General features: G+C 73.7%; 11 protein-coding genes. 5 read left to right on the top strand and 6 right to left on the bottom strand.

What is annotated here, in order from left to right:
• Together ACIPAE_RS12295 and ACIPAE_RS12290 are read right to left on the bottom strand one after the other, a co-directional pair.
• Window positions 1-687 carry a hypothetical protein gene (locus ACIPAE_RS12295; RefSeq protein WP_402444730.1) on the bottom strand — a complete coding sequence of 229 codons (687 nt, stop codon included), beginning with the start codon at window positions 685-687 and terminating at the stop codon, window positions 1-3.
• A gap of 74 nt (window positions 688-761) precedes the next feature.
• Window positions 762-1,799 (bottom strand): LuxR C-terminal-related transcriptional regulator, encoded by a 1,038-nt coding sequence (locus ACIPAE_RS12290; RefSeq protein ID WP_402444728.1) that lies wholly within the window; start codon window positions 1,797-1,799, stop codon window positions 762-764.
• A 96-nt stretch (window positions 1,800-1,895) separates the two neighbouring features.
• On the opposite strand from ACIPAE_RS12290, the gene ACIPAE_RS12285 reads away from it, so the two are divergent.
• Window positions 1,896-2,300 (top strand): hypothetical protein, encoded by a 405-nt coding sequence (locus ACIPAE_RS12285; RefSeq protein WP_329362855.1) that lies wholly within the window; start codon window positions 1,896-1,898, stop codon window positions 2,298-2,300.
• Window positions 2,301-2,434: 134 nt separating this feature from the next.
• Here ACIPAE_RS12285 and ACIPAE_RS12280 read toward each other — a convergent pair whose 3' ends face one another.
• Both ACIPAE_RS12280 and ACIPAE_RS12275 read right to left on the bottom strand, forming a co-directional pair.
• Window positions 2,435-3,475, bottom strand: a complete 1,041-nt coding sequence (locus tag ACIPAE_RS12280) for a Scr1 family TA system antitoxin-like transcriptional regulator (protein WP_402444726.1) — start codon at window positions 3,473-3,475, stop codon at window positions 2,435-2,437.
• Complete coding sequence (locus ACIPAE_RS12275) at window positions 3,472-3,882, bottom strand: roadblock/LC7 domain-containing protein (protein ID WP_329362851.1); 411 nt, start codon at window positions 3,880-3,882, stop codon at window positions 3,472-3,474. Before ACIPAE_RS12275 ends, ACIPAE_RS12280 begins: the two co-directional genes overlap by 4 nt.
• A 306-nt stretch (window positions 3,883-4,188) precedes the next feature.
• On the opposite strand from ACIPAE_RS12275, the gene ACIPAE_RS12270 reads away from it, so the two are divergent.
• The 3 genes from ACIPAE_RS12270 to ACIPAE_RS12260 are packed head-to-tail and all read left to right on the top strand — an operon-like array spanning window position 4,189 to window position 6,204.
• The gene (locus ACIPAE_RS12270; RefSeq protein ID WP_366410846.1) at window positions 4,189-5,055 is read left to right on the top strand and encodes a helix-turn-helix transcriptional regulator; all 867 of its coding nucleotides are present in this window, start codon (window positions 4,189-4,191) and stop codon (window positions 5,053-5,055) included.
• A complete protein-coding gene (locus ACIPAE_RS12265) occupies window positions 5,052-5,336 on the top strand; it encodes a DUF397 domain-containing protein (RefSeq protein WP_329362849.1) in 285 nt (94 codons plus the stop codon). The genes ACIPAE_RS12270 and ACIPAE_RS12265 overlap by 4 nt, the downstream gene beginning before the upstream one ends.
• Window positions 5,337-5,376: 40 nt before the next feature.
• A complete protein-coding gene (locus tag ACIPAE_RS12260; protein ID WP_329362848.1) occupies window positions 5,377-6,204 on the top strand; it encodes an SAM-dependent methyltransferase in 828 nt (275 codons plus the stop codon).
• Between the two features lie 183 nt (window positions 6,205-6,387).
• On the opposite strand, the gene ACIPAE_RS12255 is transcribed toward ACIPAE_RS12260, so the two are convergent.
• Both ACIPAE_RS12255 and ACIPAE_RS12250 read right to left on the bottom strand, forming a co-directional pair.
• Complete coding sequence (locus ACIPAE_RS12255; protein WP_329362847.1) at window positions 6,388-8,010, bottom strand: S53 family serine peptidase; 1,623 nt, start codon at window positions 8,008-8,010, stop codon at window positions 6,388-6,390.
• Window positions 8,011-8,333: 323 nt separating this feature from the next.
• Window positions 8,334-11,198: an AAA family ATPase gene (locus ACIPAE_RS12250; RefSeq protein ID WP_329362845.1), complete on the bottom strand. Its 2,865-nt coding sequence runs from the start codon at window positions 11,196-11,198 to the stop codon at window positions 8,334-8,336.
• Window positions 11,199-11,743: 545 nt separating this feature from the next.
• Here ACIPAE_RS12250 and ACIPAE_RS12245 point away from each other — a divergent pair.
• Window positions 11,744-15,322 carry a choice-of-anchor D domain-containing protein gene (locus ACIPAE_RS12245; RefSeq protein ID WP_402444722.1) on the top strand — a complete coding sequence of 1,193 codons (3,579 nt, stop codon included), beginning with the start codon at window positions 11,744-11,746 and terminating at the stop codon, window positions 15,320-15,322.
• Window positions 15,323-15,377: the final 55 nt, after the last annotated feature.

Raw genomic sequence — 15,377 nt, 5'->3', positions numbered from 1 at the left:
TCACTGCCCCTCGGCGTCCAGCAGCGCGTCCCCGCTCGGGGTGAACTCGCTGCCGCCGTCCGAGCGGAAGAGGGAATCGCCCGGCTCGCCGATCCTGGCCGCGAGCAGCACCGGGCCCGAGCGGCCGGGCGCGTGCCCGAGGTGGAAGGAGACGAGCGGGCCGCGCCCGTCCGCGCCGACGTAGCCGAGGGTCTTCGGCCGGCGCGGGTCCGGGTCCCCGAAGGTCACCGAGGGCGGCCCGTACGCCGCGACCACGTCCGCCCCGTCCCGGTCGGCCCGCGCCCACTCCAGGACGCCCTCGACCAGCGCGGCGTGCCCGGCGGCCGGCAGCGTACGGTCCGGCCGCAGCCAGCCGAGGCGGTGCGCGTCCTCGGCGTACTGCGCGGCGGCCACGTGCACCTCGGGGTCCGTCAGGCAGTGGCGCAGCAGGGCCGCGTCGCTCAGCCGCGCGTTCGTGTCGGCCAGCCACACGGTGCCGGCCGCGGCCCCGGCGTCCTCGGCGTCCTCGGCGTCCGCGGCGAGCCGGTCGAGCAGGGAACGTACGGCGGGCAGGCCACCGAGGTCCGCGGGACGGCGCAGCGCGCGGTTGAGCCGCTCCACCAGCAACTCGCGCGCGTACGCGGCCGGGTCGGCGCCGGGCGTGGCACCGGACGGGTGGGCGGCGGTCGCGCGCGTCGCGAGGGTCATGGCGACATGATGCCGCTCGGCCGGGCGGAACCGTCAGCGCTTGTGGACAGTGGACAGGTGAGGGAAACGCTCGCTCACAAGTCCAGGATCGTGGCCACCAGTTCGCGGCGGCTGCGGACACCGGTCTTCGCGAAGACGCTCTTCAGGTGGTCCTGCACGGTGGCCGCGGTGATGTGCAGCTCCGCGGCGATGACCCGCGACGGCAGGCCGGCGACGACCCGCGCCAGGACGTCCCGCTCGCGCGGGGTGAGCCCGTACGCGAGCAGCAGCACCTCGGCCACGTCGGCGGCCGGTGCCGGGTGCATCGTGACGGCGAGGACCGCCGGGTGCGGGCCGCCGCTCAGCGGCGAGGCGTGGACCGACAGCCACCGGCCCGAACCGCCGCGGAGCCGCCCGTGCGCCGGCAGCGTCGTGCGCTTCCCCAACGCGGCGACCTCCAGGACCGCGACGGGCAGCTCAGTGCCCGACGAGACCAGCTCGTCCCGCCAGAGTTTCGCGGCCGGATTCTCCGAGAGCAGCCGCAGGTCCTGGTCGAGCAGGAACACGCCCGCCTCGGCCGGGCCCGGAGCGGGGTCGCCGCCCGGTGCCCGGTGAACGGTCCGGCGCAGGGCCGTGGCCACCGGAGCGGACAGCCGCCGCAGCACGTCGACGTCGGCCGGGGTGAAGTCGGGCCGCCCACCGCCGCGGAACAGGGCGATGGCGCCCCAGCACCGGCGGTCGCTCACGAAGCTCGCCCGCAGCTCGTGCCGCGCGTCAATCATCGGCAGCACGGACCGGTACCGGTGGCTGGACTCCGGGTCGCCGCCGGTGGCCGCGCCGAGCGTGCCCGCGGGCACCTTGGAGCGGGCGAGCACCGAGAACTTCAGGACGTCGTCCACCAGGTACTCGTTGCGCACGGCCGCCGCGGCCGCGGCCGACGTGAGGCCGACGCTCACGTCGTCGGTGATCAGCATCGTCGTCGGGTCGATCGTGCCGAAACAGTAGGAGTCGGCCGGGACGAGCCGCGTCAGCCGGTCGGCGATCCGGCGTCGCAGCTCCCGGGAGCCGAGGTCGAGACGGCAGATCGCCTCGATGTCACGCACGGCCTCGCGCCGGGCCACCGGGGAACTCACCGGCCGAACGGTATCCCAGAAGTGGGGGAGGGCCGTGCGGCGCCCCCGCTGCCTACCCTTGAGCCGGAAATCCCGAGGCACAGGAGGTATCGAGGCATGTCCCCGACCATGCTCACCGTCGGACTGGACCCCGCGCTGGTGGACGACGCGCCCTCGTCACGGGCGGCGTTCCCCGAGATCGACGCCGAAACGGTCCGGGCCGGTGTGGCCGCCGGCCGGGCCCGGCTGGAGGAGCTCGGCTTCACCGTCGACCTCTGCCTGCTGGACTACGGCCGCACGGCCGAGGCGGTGTACCGCGCCGCGCTGGCCGCGAAGGACTACGACCTCGTGATGATCGGCGCCGGTGTCCGGCTGGACCCGGCGCTCACCCCGCTGCTGGAGGTGCTGGTCAACACCACCCACGAGCTGGCACCCGGTGCGAAGCTCTGTTTCAACGTGAGCCCGTTCACCACCGTCGAGGCCGTCGAGCGGTGGTGGCCCGAACGCAAGCCGCTGCTCTGAGCGTTGCCCCGCGACGATGTCCGGCGGACGCGTACGGCGACGCTCGCGCCGGTCCTGAGCGGGTTCGCGGGCCACGGCGGGCCGCGGCGGGCCGGCGGGCCACCCGGCACCGGTGGCCGGAGACGCGGCGGGGGTCAACGGCCGCCGCTGGGCGAGGGGGTGGCGTGGCGGCGGGCGGCCTTGAGGACGGCGAGGCTGTCGGTGGGGGACATCGCGCGGCTCTCCGCGGTGTCGAGGAGGCCGGGGTAGGGGCCGGGGGAGGGTGCGGTGCGGTAGTGGACGCCGGAGAAGTCGTCGTACTCCTCGGCGAAGAGGTGGTGGCGGCCGCCGGCGCGGGCGAGTTCGGTGATCATGGCGGCGCCGGTGGGCTGGGCGTGCATCCCGATCACCCGGACGGTGAGGGTGCCGCCGGCCACGAGGCCGAGCACGTGGTCGAGTTGGGCGGCGGTCACGGCCGGGTCGAGGTCGACGTTCCACAGGTGGCACAGGACCATCTCGTCCAGGAGCGCGGTGATCGGCACCCCCTCGGGCACCCGGGCCGGTGGCGTGAACCGGCCGGGCGGCATCCGGTGGGCGGTGCACAGCGCGTGGGCGTAGCCGGCCGTCCACAGCACGCGCGGGAAGACCGTCAGGGCGTAGGTGCGGACCCGACCGGCCCGGCCGACGCAGGCCGCGAGCCGCTGCGGCCAGCCGGCGCCGCTGTCGTGCAGCGCCGCCGGGTCGGGCGCGTGGAGGAGCCGCGCGGTCGCGTCGCGGGTTTCGGGGTCGGTCATGCCGTAGCGCGCGAGCAGGGCGTGGCGGGCGTCCGGGCCGATGCCGTGGCCGCCGAGCGCGCCTTCCAGGCGGGTGATCGCCCGGGTGCCGGCGCCGATGGACCGGGCCGCGTCGGCCCGGCCGCGTACCGGGTTCGCGCCGGACACGGAGCCGCGGCGCAGCGACTGGAGGGCCAGCCCGAACACGACCGCGCCGACCGGGGGTTGGGCGGGAGCGGGGCGGCCGGGCGGCAGGGGCGACGGCTCGGGCCGGGGGCGTGTGGTGTGCGGGCCGAACAGCCCGTACGCGTCGCGCGGGCCGTACGGGTCGGGTGCGGCGGGGCGGGCGTGCGCGTCGCACCCTTCGGCTAAGGCGCGCAGGGACCGCGGGCCGGGGACGCGCGCCGGGCGCGGGTCCGTCATGACGGACCGTCCCCCTCGGCGCCCGGCGCACCCGCACCGAGGATGCCCACCAACTGCTTCGCGAGCGCGGCGAGTTCGGGTCCGGCCGGGTCGAGTTCCGCGTCCGCCGCGGCTATCACCACCAGCACGCTGTCCGAGCCCGCCTCGGCGAGCACGATCCGCCCGTCGTGCATGTCGACCACCAGCGTCCGGATGCCCCCGCCCTCGGCCCGCTCCGCGGCCCGCCGCGCGACGCCCATCATGGTGGCGCCCAACGCCGCCCAGTGCTCGACGCGTTCGTCGTCCAGTTCGTACCCGCACAGCGGCAGCCCGTCCGCCGCGACCACCAGGGCGCCGCGCACCCCCGCGACCGGTGCGAGGTACTCCTCGACGGTCTTCTGCACTTCGGGGTGGACGGTGGGGATCATGGTGTCTCCGGATCGCTGGGGGAGTCGTGCCCCGCCGTCGCCGCACCTCCTGCGGCCGCACCGCCCCGGCCGCGGACGCCGGTCCCGATACACGAGTCGTGCGGACGCCGCATGCCGCGCGGGTCGTACGAGCCGCCGCGCGAGGCGAGCTGAGTGGGCGTCACAGCAGGTGTCACGGCTTCACTATGCGCGGGCATCCGATCACTACGCAAGGGGCAATGTGCATGATGCAGGGTGCCTGATGCCCGAACGCGTGGCAGACTGCCACCACGGTCGGCGCACGTGCGAAGAGGAAGGCGCATCGGCGTGAGTGAACGGCGTGCTGCTCCCACGGTGTTGCAGATCTCGCTCGGCCGGCGGCTGCGGGACCTGCGCGAGTCGGCCGGGTTGTCCGCGGCGCAGGCAGGTGAGCGCATCCGCGTGGCGCAGTCCACCGTCACCCGGCTCGAAGGCGCCAGGACCTCGCTCAACTACGCCACCGTCAAAGCCCTGTTGGAGCTGTACGGCGTCACCGGGCCCGAGGCCGCGGACTTCCTGACCCTGGTCGACAAGGCCAACGAGTCGGGCTGGTGGCAGAGTTACCGCGACGTGCTGCCGGGCAGGTTCGGGGTGTACGTCAGCCTGGAGAGCGCCGCCTCCCAGATCCGCAGCTACGAACCCCAGGTGGTGCCCGGGCTGCTCCAGACCCCGGCCTACTGCGAGGCGGTCATCCGGCTCGGCTTCCCCCGGGAGTCCGACGACGAGGTGCGCCGCAGGGTCGCGCTGCGGCTCCAGCGGCAGAACGTGCTGACCCGCGCCGACAGCCCGCCGTTCCTGTGGGCGGTGATCGACGAGACCGCGATCCGGCGGCCGGCCGGCGACCGCGCGGTGATGGCCGAGCAGATCGAGCGGCTGATGGAGACCGCCGACCTGCCGAACGTGGCGCTCCAGCTGCATCCGTTCGACGCCGGCCTGCACCGGGGCGCGTTCGGGCCGTTCACGCTCTTCCGCTTCCCGATCCCGGACTTCCCGGACATCGCGTGCGTCGACAGCCTCCTGGGCACCGCGTACCGGGACGAGAGCGCCGAAGTCGAGCTCTACCGGCAGACGTTCGAGCATCTGATGACCGGAGCGCTGGCGCGGCGACGCACCAAGGGCTTTCTGGACGGCCTGCGCAAGGAGTACCTGCGATGAACCCGCCGCCCGCGCTGTACGCCCCGCACGTTCCGCATGTTCCGCACGTTCCGCACGCCCCCGCCGCACTCGGCGCCGAGGGCTGGTCCCGCCCGTGGAGCGGCACCAACGGCGAAGCGTGCGTGGAGGTCAAGGTGCTCGTCGGCGGCCTGGTCGCGGTCCGGCAGTCGACCGACCCCGGCGGTCCCGCGCTGATCTTCCCCGCGGAGGCGATGGCGATGTTCGTGGCCGCCGCCAAGGACGGCCGGGCGGACTTCCTGGCCCGTCCCGACCTCCCCTGACCTGCCCCCGTCCGTACCGACACCCACCCGGGAGACAGCAGTGAACGATCCGGCGACCGGCGGCACCACCGTGGACGACGCCGAGAGCGTGCCGAGTTCGGCGCGTATGTACGACTACATCCTCGGTGGAAAGGACAACTACGCGATCGACCGGGAGCGGGTGGACGCGGCCGAGCGCGCCTACCCGGGCATCAAGGACGCGGCCCGGATCAACCGGATGCTGCTGCTGCGGATGGCCCGCTACTTCGGCGAGTCGACGGAGGTCGACCAGTTCATCGACGTGGGCACCGGCATCCCGACCGAGCCCAACTACCACCAGGTCATCCGTGCCGCCCGGCCCGAAGCCCGCATCCTGTGCACGGACTTCAGCAAGACGGTGCTGCGCTACACCGAGAACCTGTCCCAGCAGGACCCCGAGGGCCGGATCTCCTACGTGCACGCGGACGTCCGGGAACCGGAGAAGATCCTGGAGGCGGCCCGGGCCCACCTCGACCTGAGCCGTCCGGTCGCGATGACGATGGTCGCGCTGCTGCACTTCATCTCCGACGAGTTCGACCCGCACGGCATCGTGAAGACGCTCACCGACCAGCTGGTGCCCGGCAGTTACCTCGCCATCAGCCAGGTCACCGGCGACTTCGACGCGGAGGCCGGCGAAGGGGTGGCGAAGGTCTACCGGGCCGGCGGCACCCCGGCGCAGGTCCGCTCGCACGCGGAGGTGGCGCGGTTCTTCGACGGCTTCGAACTCGTCGAGCCCGGGCTGGTCGTCGCGCCCCGGTGGCACCCGGAGCTCGCGGTGCCGATGCCCTGGCCCGAACCCGAGGGCGGCGACCGCACCCCGGTCTACGCGGCCATCGGCCGCAAGCCGTAAGGCGGGCAAGCCGTGAACCGCGAGGCGGCAAGCCGGCAGCGCTGAACCGTCAGTGCTGAACCGGCAACGCTGAACCGGCAACGCTGAACCGGCAGCGGTGAGCCGTACGTCCGAACAGCCCGCGGCCCGGACGGGGACACCCCGTCCGGGCCGGGTCGTGCTCACGGCCCGAAGGCCGTCACCTCACTGGCCGAGCAGCGTGGACGAGAGGGTGGCGGCGTTGTACGAGCCCCAACCCGTCACGAAGTCCCAGCCCTTGGCGGCCGAGTAGGCGCCGTTGTTGCCACTGGTGATGTCGTGGAAGCCGGTGCCGGCCGCCGTGTACAGCGCCGGGTTGGCGAAGCCGAGCTTGGCCTTGCCGGCCGCGGTGGCCTGCTGGTTGTAGAGGGCGGCGAAGGCGGCCCACTCGGGCGCCGCGGCGCTGGTGCCGCCGACCTGGCCCCAACTGCCCTGCGAGTAGATGGACACACCCGGGCTCGGGTTGGCCAGCGCCGAGACGTCCGGCACCTGGCGCTTGCCGCCGCCCGCGCTCTGCTGGACCGAGGTCTGCCAGCTCGGGATGGCGAACTTGGTGGACACGCCACCGCCGCCGCCGGACCAGGCGGTCTCCTTGCTCCAGGCGTTCCCCGAGGTGACCGTCAGCGTGGTGCCGCCGACGCCCGTGACGTACGGGTCGCTCGCCGGGTAGTCGACCGACTTGCCGCCGTTGCCGGCGTCGTCGGAGCCGTCGTCACCGGAGGCCGCGAAGAAGCCCAGGCCCTCGGCCGCACCCTGCTTGAAGACGGCGTCCACGGCGGTGATGTTGGCGCTGGTGCGCTCCGACTCGGCGGCGCCCCAGCTGATCGAGGTGACGGGGATGCCGCTGTCCACGATCGCCTGGTAGGTGTCGACCTCGCCCGCGTCGGAGTTGGGGCCCTCGAAGACCGTGATCTGCGCGGCCGGCGCGACCGCGTTCAGCACCTCGATGTCCAGCTCGACCTCGACCTGCCCGTCGCCGAGCGAGCCGGAGCCGCCGTCCACCTTGCTGACGGTGGGCGCGGTGGAGCTGAGGCCGTAGTTGCTGTCGTACTTGGTGATGTTGGACTGCTGGAAGCCGTCGAACTCCAGCAGCGCGACCTTCTGGCCGCTGCCGGTGGCGCCGGAGACGTTGTAGCCGCCCTTGATCTGGGCCGGGGTGTAGCCGCCGCCCGGGCCGTTGTGCGGGGTGACCTTCGCGTCCGTGTGGTGCAGCAGCGAACGGTTGTTGAGGCCGGAGACGCTGCCGACGATCGAGGCGATCGAGGAGGGCACCGACGGCGCGGCGGTGTTGGCGTAGAAGGTGCGGCCGGTGGCGCCGTCCTTGTAGTTCGCCAGCGTGGTGCCGAACGCCTTCTTCAGCTGCGTGGCGGTGCCGGTGGCGTCGATCAGCTGGTTGCCGGAGTGCACCTTGCCGACCTTGAGCCCCTGGGAGCGCAGGTAGTCGGTGACCTTCTTGACGTCGGCGTCGCTGCGGCCGAACTCGGCGGCGTACTGCGCCTTCGTCAGGTAGTGGCCGTAGGAGGAGGAGTGGGGGTCGCTGACGTTGGCGATGAAGGTGTCCAGCGCGCCCTCGTTCCGGGCCGTGAGGCTCACCGCGACGGATATCTGCTTTCCGGCCGCGACGTCACCGGTGCGGACGGCGTGCGAGGTGAGGCCCGGCACGACGTCGCCGGACAGGGAGGTACGGGCCGAGTCCGCGTGGGGGGCGGAGGCGTACGCGGCGGGGATGGCCGCGGCCAGCAACGCTGGAGTCGCGGCGGCGACCAGCAGTTTCAGACGGAGCGTCACGAAGGTCCTCCATGAGGGGATGGTGCCCGGATCGGGACGACCACCACGCTAGGGACGGTTGGGGCCGGACATAAGCGTGGGAACCCTTGCGACGACTGTTAACGATGTGTTTCCCGTGGCAGGTGTGGGGAGTTGGTGGGCCGTATGTGGGGGAATGGTGTGCGCGGAGGTCCGGCAGAGGTCCAGGGGGAGGAGGGACGGGCGTCGGGCGGGGGCTCGCCGGGGATACGGGGGTGGGGCGGCGGGCCCGGGCGCTCGCGGTCCGGGTACGTGCGCGGGCGGCGGGCCCGGGGTGCGGGTGGCGGTGCCGGGTGCCGGGGCACCTACGCCGGCCGGAGCCCCGCGGACGCCATCACATGGGCCAGTTCCGTCCTGGACCGCACACCGAACTTCCGGTACAGCCGCGACAGCGTCCCCTCGACCGTCTTGACGCTGATGAACAGCTCCGCGGCCACCTCCCGGTTGGTGGCCCCGCCGCGGACGAGATCGGCGACCCGCGTCTCCGCCGGCGTCAGGTGCGCCGCGCTCGCCGTGCCGCGCACCACCGCGTCCACCCGGGCGAGTTCGTCCCGGGCCCGCGCGGCGAGCGGCGCCGCGCCGGTCCGCTCGGCCAGCTCCAGCGCCTCGGTGAGCGCGGCCCGCGCCGCCGTACGGTGCCGGGCCCGGCGCTCCACCGCACCGAGCGCGGTGAGCGTACGGACCAGCTCCACCGGCAGCTCCAGCGGGCGCAGCCGCTGCGCCGACGAGCGCAGGAGCACCGCGCCCTCCTTCGCCCGACCGGCCGCCGCCTCCCGCAGCCCCTCGGTGCGCTCCAGCGCCGCCAGCACGCTGCCGGGCACGGGACCGGTGACCCGGGCGCGGGCCAGGCCGAGCACCGTGGCGGCCGCGTCCGTCTCGCCCGCGGTGACCAGCGCCTCGGCGAGGTCGGCGTGCCAGCACAGCAGCGGCGGGTCGGCGGCGCCCATCGCGGCACCGATCTCCAGCGCGCGGCGCAGCGACTCGACGGACTGGGCCGCGCGCCGCCGGTCGCCCGCGAAGAGCGCGGCCTGCCCCAGCGCCGCGAGCGCGCGCAGCAGGAAGAGCTGGTCGCCGTCGGCCTCCGAGGCGGCCACCGCCTCCACCGCGAGCCGGCACGCCTCGTCCGTGTCGCCGCCGAACGTCCGCGCCAGGGCCGCCGCGTAGAGCGCGGGCGCGGAGGTCAGACCGGCGTCGGCGACCACGCGGGCGCAGTGCGCCGCGGTCCGCAGCGCCTCCCGGCACTCGCCGGCCCGCACCTGGACCCGGGTGAGCGCCACCAGCGACGCCACGTCCTGCTCGACGTCGGCCGCCGCGCCGGTGGCGCCCAGCAGCGCGAGCACCTGGGCCCGCGCGGACCCGACCCGGTCGGAGTCGAGGGTGAGGATCGCCCGCATCCGCTGGATGCCCCAACTGCGCGGCCCGTGGTCGGCCCGGGCCAGCGCCTGGTCCAACGCGGCCTCGGCGGCGGCCGGTTCACCGGCCAGCGAGCGCACCCGGGCGAGCGTGGACAGCGCGTCCACCTCCGTGCCGGTGTCCCCGACGGCCGCGGCGCGGCGGGCGGCGCGCAGCGCGTGCTCGGCCGCCTGCGCCAACTCCCCGCACAGCAGGCCGCGCAGCGCCGCCCAGTCGTACAACTTCGCTTCCAGCGCCTGGTCCCCGGCCGCCTCCCGCAGCCCGTCCGTGATCAGCGCGGCCTTGTCGCGCAGCGCCTGCCCGGCGTTGCGCAGCAAGACCAGCCGGGCGGCGACCCGGCCGGGCGCCGAGGTGGAGCAATCCAGCACGCTCTGCGCGATCCGCTCGGACTCCTCGCGGTGGCCGGCGTCGCAGGCGAACCCGGCGGCGGCCAGCAGGCGTTGGTCGTGCAGCTCGGTGCGGTCGGCGGGGGTCCGGCCGGCGGCGAGCGCGGCCAGCTCGGCCGCGGTGGCGGCCTCACCGCGCTCCCGGGCCAGGTGCGCGGCGGCCATCACCGTACCGGCGGTCGCCTCGTCCTCCTGCGGGTGCGCCAGCGCCAGGTGCCGTGCCGCGTCGACGGGTTCGCCGACCGCGGCGGCCAGCAGCGCGTGCGCGCGGCGGCGGGCCGGTCCCGAGGCGTCCGCGCTCAGCGCGACGGGCAGCAGCGGATGGCTGAAACGCACCGCGCCCGACGCGTCGCAGGCCGCCACCCCGAGCCGCTCCGCGGCGTCCAGCGCGGCCGCGGTGGGCTCGGTGCCGGCCGCCGACCGCAGCAGGGTGAGGGTCGGCCGGGTGGCGGCCGCGGCCAGCAGCAGCACCTCCTGGACCGGCCCGGGCAGCGCGCGGACCCGGTCCAGCACGAGCGCGCGCAGCTCCGGCGGCACCGGCTGGTGGCCGTCGGGGAGCGAGGGCGTGCCGGCCCGCAGCGCGTCCCGGCCCAACGCCAGCGCGTACAGCGGGTTTCCGGCCGCCGCGTGCAGCACCGCGCGCAGCGCGGACGGCGGCAGGGTCACGCCGGAGGCGAGCAGCAGCAGCGCGATGTCGTCGTCCCCCAGCGCGGGCACGGTGACTTCGGCGCTGCCGGCCGGGCAGCAGCGGGCGCGGGCGGGCCGGCCGTCCTCGGCCACCCGCTCGGTCGCGGCCATCCGCACGTCGGTGCTCTCCAGCCGGCGCGCGACGAACGCCAGTACCTCCGCGCTCGGTTCGTCCAGCCACTGCAAGCCGTCCACCACCAGCACGACCGGTGCCCGCGCGGCCAGCAGCCGCAGCGCCTCCAGCACGGCCAGCCGCACCGCGAGCCCGCCGTACGGCCCGACCGGTCCGTGCCCGCGCAGCAGCGCGGTGCGCAGCGCGGTACGCGGCCCGGACGGCAGCGCCCGCACCACGTCCTCGGGCACCCGGGCGAAGAGGTCGATGACTCCCAGGTAGGGCAGCGGGGTGTCCGCGGCGGTGGGGGAACAGCACAGCACCGTGGCGCCCTCGTCGGCGGCGCGCGCGGCGAGCGCGTCGAGCACCACGGACTTGCCGATCCCGGCCGGGCCGTGCAGCAGCAACCCGCCGCTGCGCGCGAGGTGTTCCCACCCCGCCTCCAGCAGCGCCTCGCGTCCGGTCGGGGCGGTGCGCGGGCGCCGCACGGCGCCGCCGCCCGTGCGCGCGGGCGCGGGCAGGGGTGCGTACGGCCGGTAGGCCGGTGCTGCGCCGGCGGCTTCGTGTGCCACGGTGCGGGCTGACCTCCTCGTCCGGGACCGCGCGGAACGGGCCACTCGGGCGCGGTCTCGATTGATGTCCATGACAATCACTGCAAAGCCGCCTGTCAATGGCGCGAGGCGCTCCGGCCAGGCCGTTTTCACGTGATTGTGACCTCGCGCAAGCGGAGGAAACGGCCCCGGCACGTCCGATGCCGTCGCGGTGTGCGGGGCGGGGTGCGTCGTGGTGCCCGCCGGCCGCCCGCCGCCGCCCCGCGCCCCTGCCGCGCGGTCGGTGCGAACCCCGCCGACTCCCGTGCCACGGCGGGCGGTTACTCAAGTGATCACACTCAATCTTGCAAGTAAAAGTCGAGATTCAACGAAAACGGATCTGGATATTGCAGCGATGTGTCGGAGGGGTTACGGTCCCCCTGCGTCGCCACCCGAACCCCGGTGGTGCACCGGCGTTTCCCCCCTTTCCCCACCCCTCCTCCCAGCTCGTGCACTCCTCGGCCCGCACCCGGTCGCGCTCGGCGCCGCGGTGCCGGTCCGGCTGTTCGTGTCGAAAGGAGCAAGACGTGTTCAGACACCTGCGAAGTCTCAGACGTGCGGTCGCGGTCGGAGGCACCACCGCGGTGCTCGCCGCGGGCGGCGTGCTCGGCCTCGCGTTCCAGCCCGCGGTCGCGGCCACGGCGGCGGTCGCCACCGGCGGCAGCGGCGCGAACCTTCCCTACGTCGAGGTGCAAGCGGAGAACTCCGCCACCAACGGCACCGTGATCGGCCCGAGTTACGCGGCCGGCAACCTCGCCGACGAGGCGTCCTACCGCAAGGCGGTGACGCTGCAGGGCTCGGGCAAGTACGTCACGTTCACCACGCCGGTCGCCACGAACTCGATCGACTTCCGGTACAGCATCCCGGACACCGCGGGCGGCTCGGTGTACACGGCGCCGCTGTCGCTGTACGTCAACGGCACCAAGCAGCCGGACTTCACGCTGACGAACGCGTACTCCTGGTACTACGGCAGCTACCCGTTCACCAACTCGCCGGGCAGCAACCCGCATCACTTCTACGACGAGGCGCACCGGCTCTTCGACACGACGTATCCGGCCGGCACCACCTTCAAGTTCCAGGTCGACGCGGGCGACAGCGCGTCCTCCTACACCCTCGACTTCGCCGACTTCGAACAGGTCGGCGCCGCGCTCCCGCAGCCGGCCGGCTCGGTCTCGGTGACCAGCGAGGGCGCCGACTCCAGCGGCGCGGCCGACTCCACCGCCGCGTTCAACGCCGCGATCAGCGCGGCCGGGTCGGGCGGCACCGTGTGGATTCCGCCGGGCACGTACAACATCCCCGGCCACATCAGCGTCAACAACGTCACGGTCGCGGGCGCCGGCATGTGGTACTCGACCGTCACCGGCACCGCCCCCGGCTTCTACGGGACCTACGGCACCGGCGGCCCGGCGAGCACCAACGTCCACCTGCAGAACTTCGCGATCTTCGGCAACGTCCAGGAGCGCGACGACAACGCTCAGGTGAACGGGATCGGCGGCGCGATGAGCAACTCGTCCGTCTCCAACCTGTGGATCGACCACATGAAGGTCGGGGCCTGGATGGACGGCCCGATGGACAAGCTGACCTTCAGCGGGATGCGCATCCGCGACACCACCGCCGACGGCATCAACTTCCACGGCGGGGTGACCAATTCGACGGTCACCAACAGCGACATCCGCAACACCGGTGACGACGGCATCGCCACCTGGGCGGACTCCTCGCTCGGCGCCGACGCCAACGACACCATCTCCGACAACACCGTCTCGGTGCAGACCCTCGCCAACGGCATCGCGATCTACGGCGGCCACGACAACACCGTGACCGGCAACCTGGTCCAGGACACCGGCCTCGCGCAGGGCGGCGGCATCCAGGTCGGCCAGCGCTTCACCTCCACGCCGGTCGGCACCACCACCATCAGCAACAACACCATGATCCGCGACGGCAGCCTCGACCCGAACTGGCAGTTCGGCGTGGGCGCGCTGTGGTTCGACGGCAGCCAGGGCGCCATCACCGGCCCGATCAACGTCTCCAACGCCCTGATCGAGCAGAGCCCGTACGAGGCCGTGCAGTGGGTGGAGGGCACGGTCAGCGGGGTCAACCTCAGCAACGTCACCATCGCCGGCACCGGCACCTTCGCGCTGCAGGAACAGACCGGCGGCGCCGCGAAGTTCACCAATGTCACCGCCACCGGCGTGGGCGCCCCCTCGCCGGTCTACAGCTGCGAGGGCGGCAACTTCGCGGTCACCGACGGCGGCGGCAACTCCGGGATCGACGGCACCCCGGTCTGCGGGCCGTGGCCGACCCCGGTCTTCCCGCCGTACCCGCCGTCCGGCGTCACCGCCAGCCCCAGCGCGCTGTCCTTCGGTTCGGTCGCCACCGGCACCACCAGCGCCGCGCAGAGCGTGACCGTCTCCAACCCGACCAACGCGGCCGCGTCGGTCTCCTCGATCGCCGCCTCCGGTGACTTCGCGCAGACCAACACCTGCGGCAGCTCCATCGCGGCGAACGGGTCGTGCACGGTCAGCGTCAAGTTCAGCCCGACGGCGACCGGTGCGCGCACCGGTGCACTGACCGTCAACGCCGGCGGTGTCACCAACACCGTCACCCTGTCCGGCACCGGCACCGCACCCGGCCCGATTCTCAACACCAACCCGGGCGGCCTGTCCTTCGCCGGCACCGTGGTCGGCGCCACCACCGCCGCGCAGGCGGTCACCGTCACCAACTCCGGCACCACCTCCGCGACCGTCTCCGGCGTCGCGGTGACCGGTGACTTCGCCCAGACCAACAACTGCTCCACCGTCGCGGTCGGTGCCTCCTGCACCGTCAACGTCACCTTCAAGCCGACCACCGGCGGCGCCCGCAGCGGCACCCTCACCGTCACCAGCAACGCCAACAACAGCCCGACCACGGTCGGCCTGACCGGCAGCGGCATCGACAGCAGCACCGACATCGCGGCCGGCAAGCCCGCCACCGCGAGCAGCAGCAACAGCCTCTACCCGGCGACGAACATCACCGACCCGGACGCGTCGACGTACTGGGAGAGCTCCGGCGCGTTCCCGCAGTGGGCGCAGGTCGACCTCGGCGCGAGCTACAGCGTCGGCAAGGTCGTGCTCAAGCTCCCGCCGGCCACGGCGTGGTCCACCCGCACCCAGACCCTGTCGGTGCAGGGCTCCACGGACGGCTCCAGCTTCTCCACGCTGGCGGCCTCCGCCGACCGCACCTTCGACCCGTCCACCGGCAACACCGTCACCATCACCTTCAACGCCGCCGACGCGCGGTACGTCCGGGTGAACATCACCGCCAACTCCGGCTGGTCCCAGGCCCAGTTGTCGGACCTGGAGGTCTTCCCCAGCGGGAGCGGCGGCAGCACCCCGCCGTCCTCGGCGACCCTCGCGGCCAGCCCGTCGTCGCTGAGCTTCGGCAGCGTGGCACCGGGCATCAGCAGCGACCCGAAGACCGTCACCCTCACCAACAGCGGTTCCGCGGCCGCCTCGGTCTCCTCGATCGCCGCCTCCGGTGACTTCGCGCAGACCAACACCTGCGGCAGCTCGATCGCGGCAGGCGGCACCTGCACGGTGAGCGTCACCTTCAAGCCCACCGCGACCGGCGCCCGCACCGGCACCCTCACCGTCACCGGCAACGCGTCGAACAGCCCGACCACGGTCCCGCTGACCGGCACCGGCACCGGCACGGTGAGCGCCAACCTGGCCCTGCACGCGGCCACCAGCGAGTCCAGCCACACCGACGTCTACCCCTCGTCCAACGTGACGGACGGCAACCAGGACAGCTACTGGGAGAGCGCCAACAGCGCCTTCCCGCAGTGGGTCCAGGTGGACCTCGGCTCCGCGCAGAGCGCCAGCCGGGTCGTGCTCCAGCTCCCCGCGAGCTGGGGTGCCCGCAACGAGACGCTGGCGCTGTCCGCGAGCACCGACGGCTCCACCTTCACCACCCTGAAGGCGTCGGCGAGTTACAGCTTCAGCCCGACCTCGTCCAACACCGTCACCCTGTCGTTCCCCGCGACCAGCCAGCGCTACTTCCGGCTGAACGTCACGGCGAACACCGGCTGGCCGGCCGGGCAGCTCTCGGAGTTCCAGGTCTGGAACATCTGACCCGCGGCTCCACGGCCTGAACGTTCCGCGGCTCTGAACACACCACGGCGTCACC

The organism is Streptomyces sp. NPDC087270 (assembly GCF_044744625.1).
Classification (GTDB): Bacteria; Actinomycetota; Actinomycetes; order Streptomycetales; family Streptomycetaceae; genus Actinacidiphila.
The sequence above is the reverse complement of the archived record's forward strand: the minus strand, read 5'-3'. Positions and strand labels throughout refer to the sequence as shown.

Coding starts and splice junctions, on each gene's coding strand:
- ACIPAE_RS12295 (WP_402444730.1), bottom strand. CDS start 687: ATGACCCTCGCGACGCGCGCGACCGCCGCCCACCCGTCCGGTGCCACG.
- ACIPAE_RS12285 (WP_329362855.1), top strand. CDS start 1,896: ATGTCCCCGACCATGCTCACCGTCGGACTGGACCCCGCGCTGGTGGAC.
- ACIPAE_RS12280 (WP_402444726.1), bottom strand. CDS start 3,475: ATGACGGACCCGCGCCCGGCGCGCGTCCCCGGCCCGCGGTCCCTGCGC.
- ACIPAE_RS12275 (WP_329362851.1), bottom strand. CDS start 3,882: ATGATCCCCACCGTCCACCCCGAAGTGCAGAAGACCGTCGAGGAGTAC.
- ACIPAE_RS12265 (WP_329362849.1), top strand. CDS start 5,052: ATGAACCCGCCGCCCGCGCTGTACGCCCCGCACGTTCCGCATGTTCCG.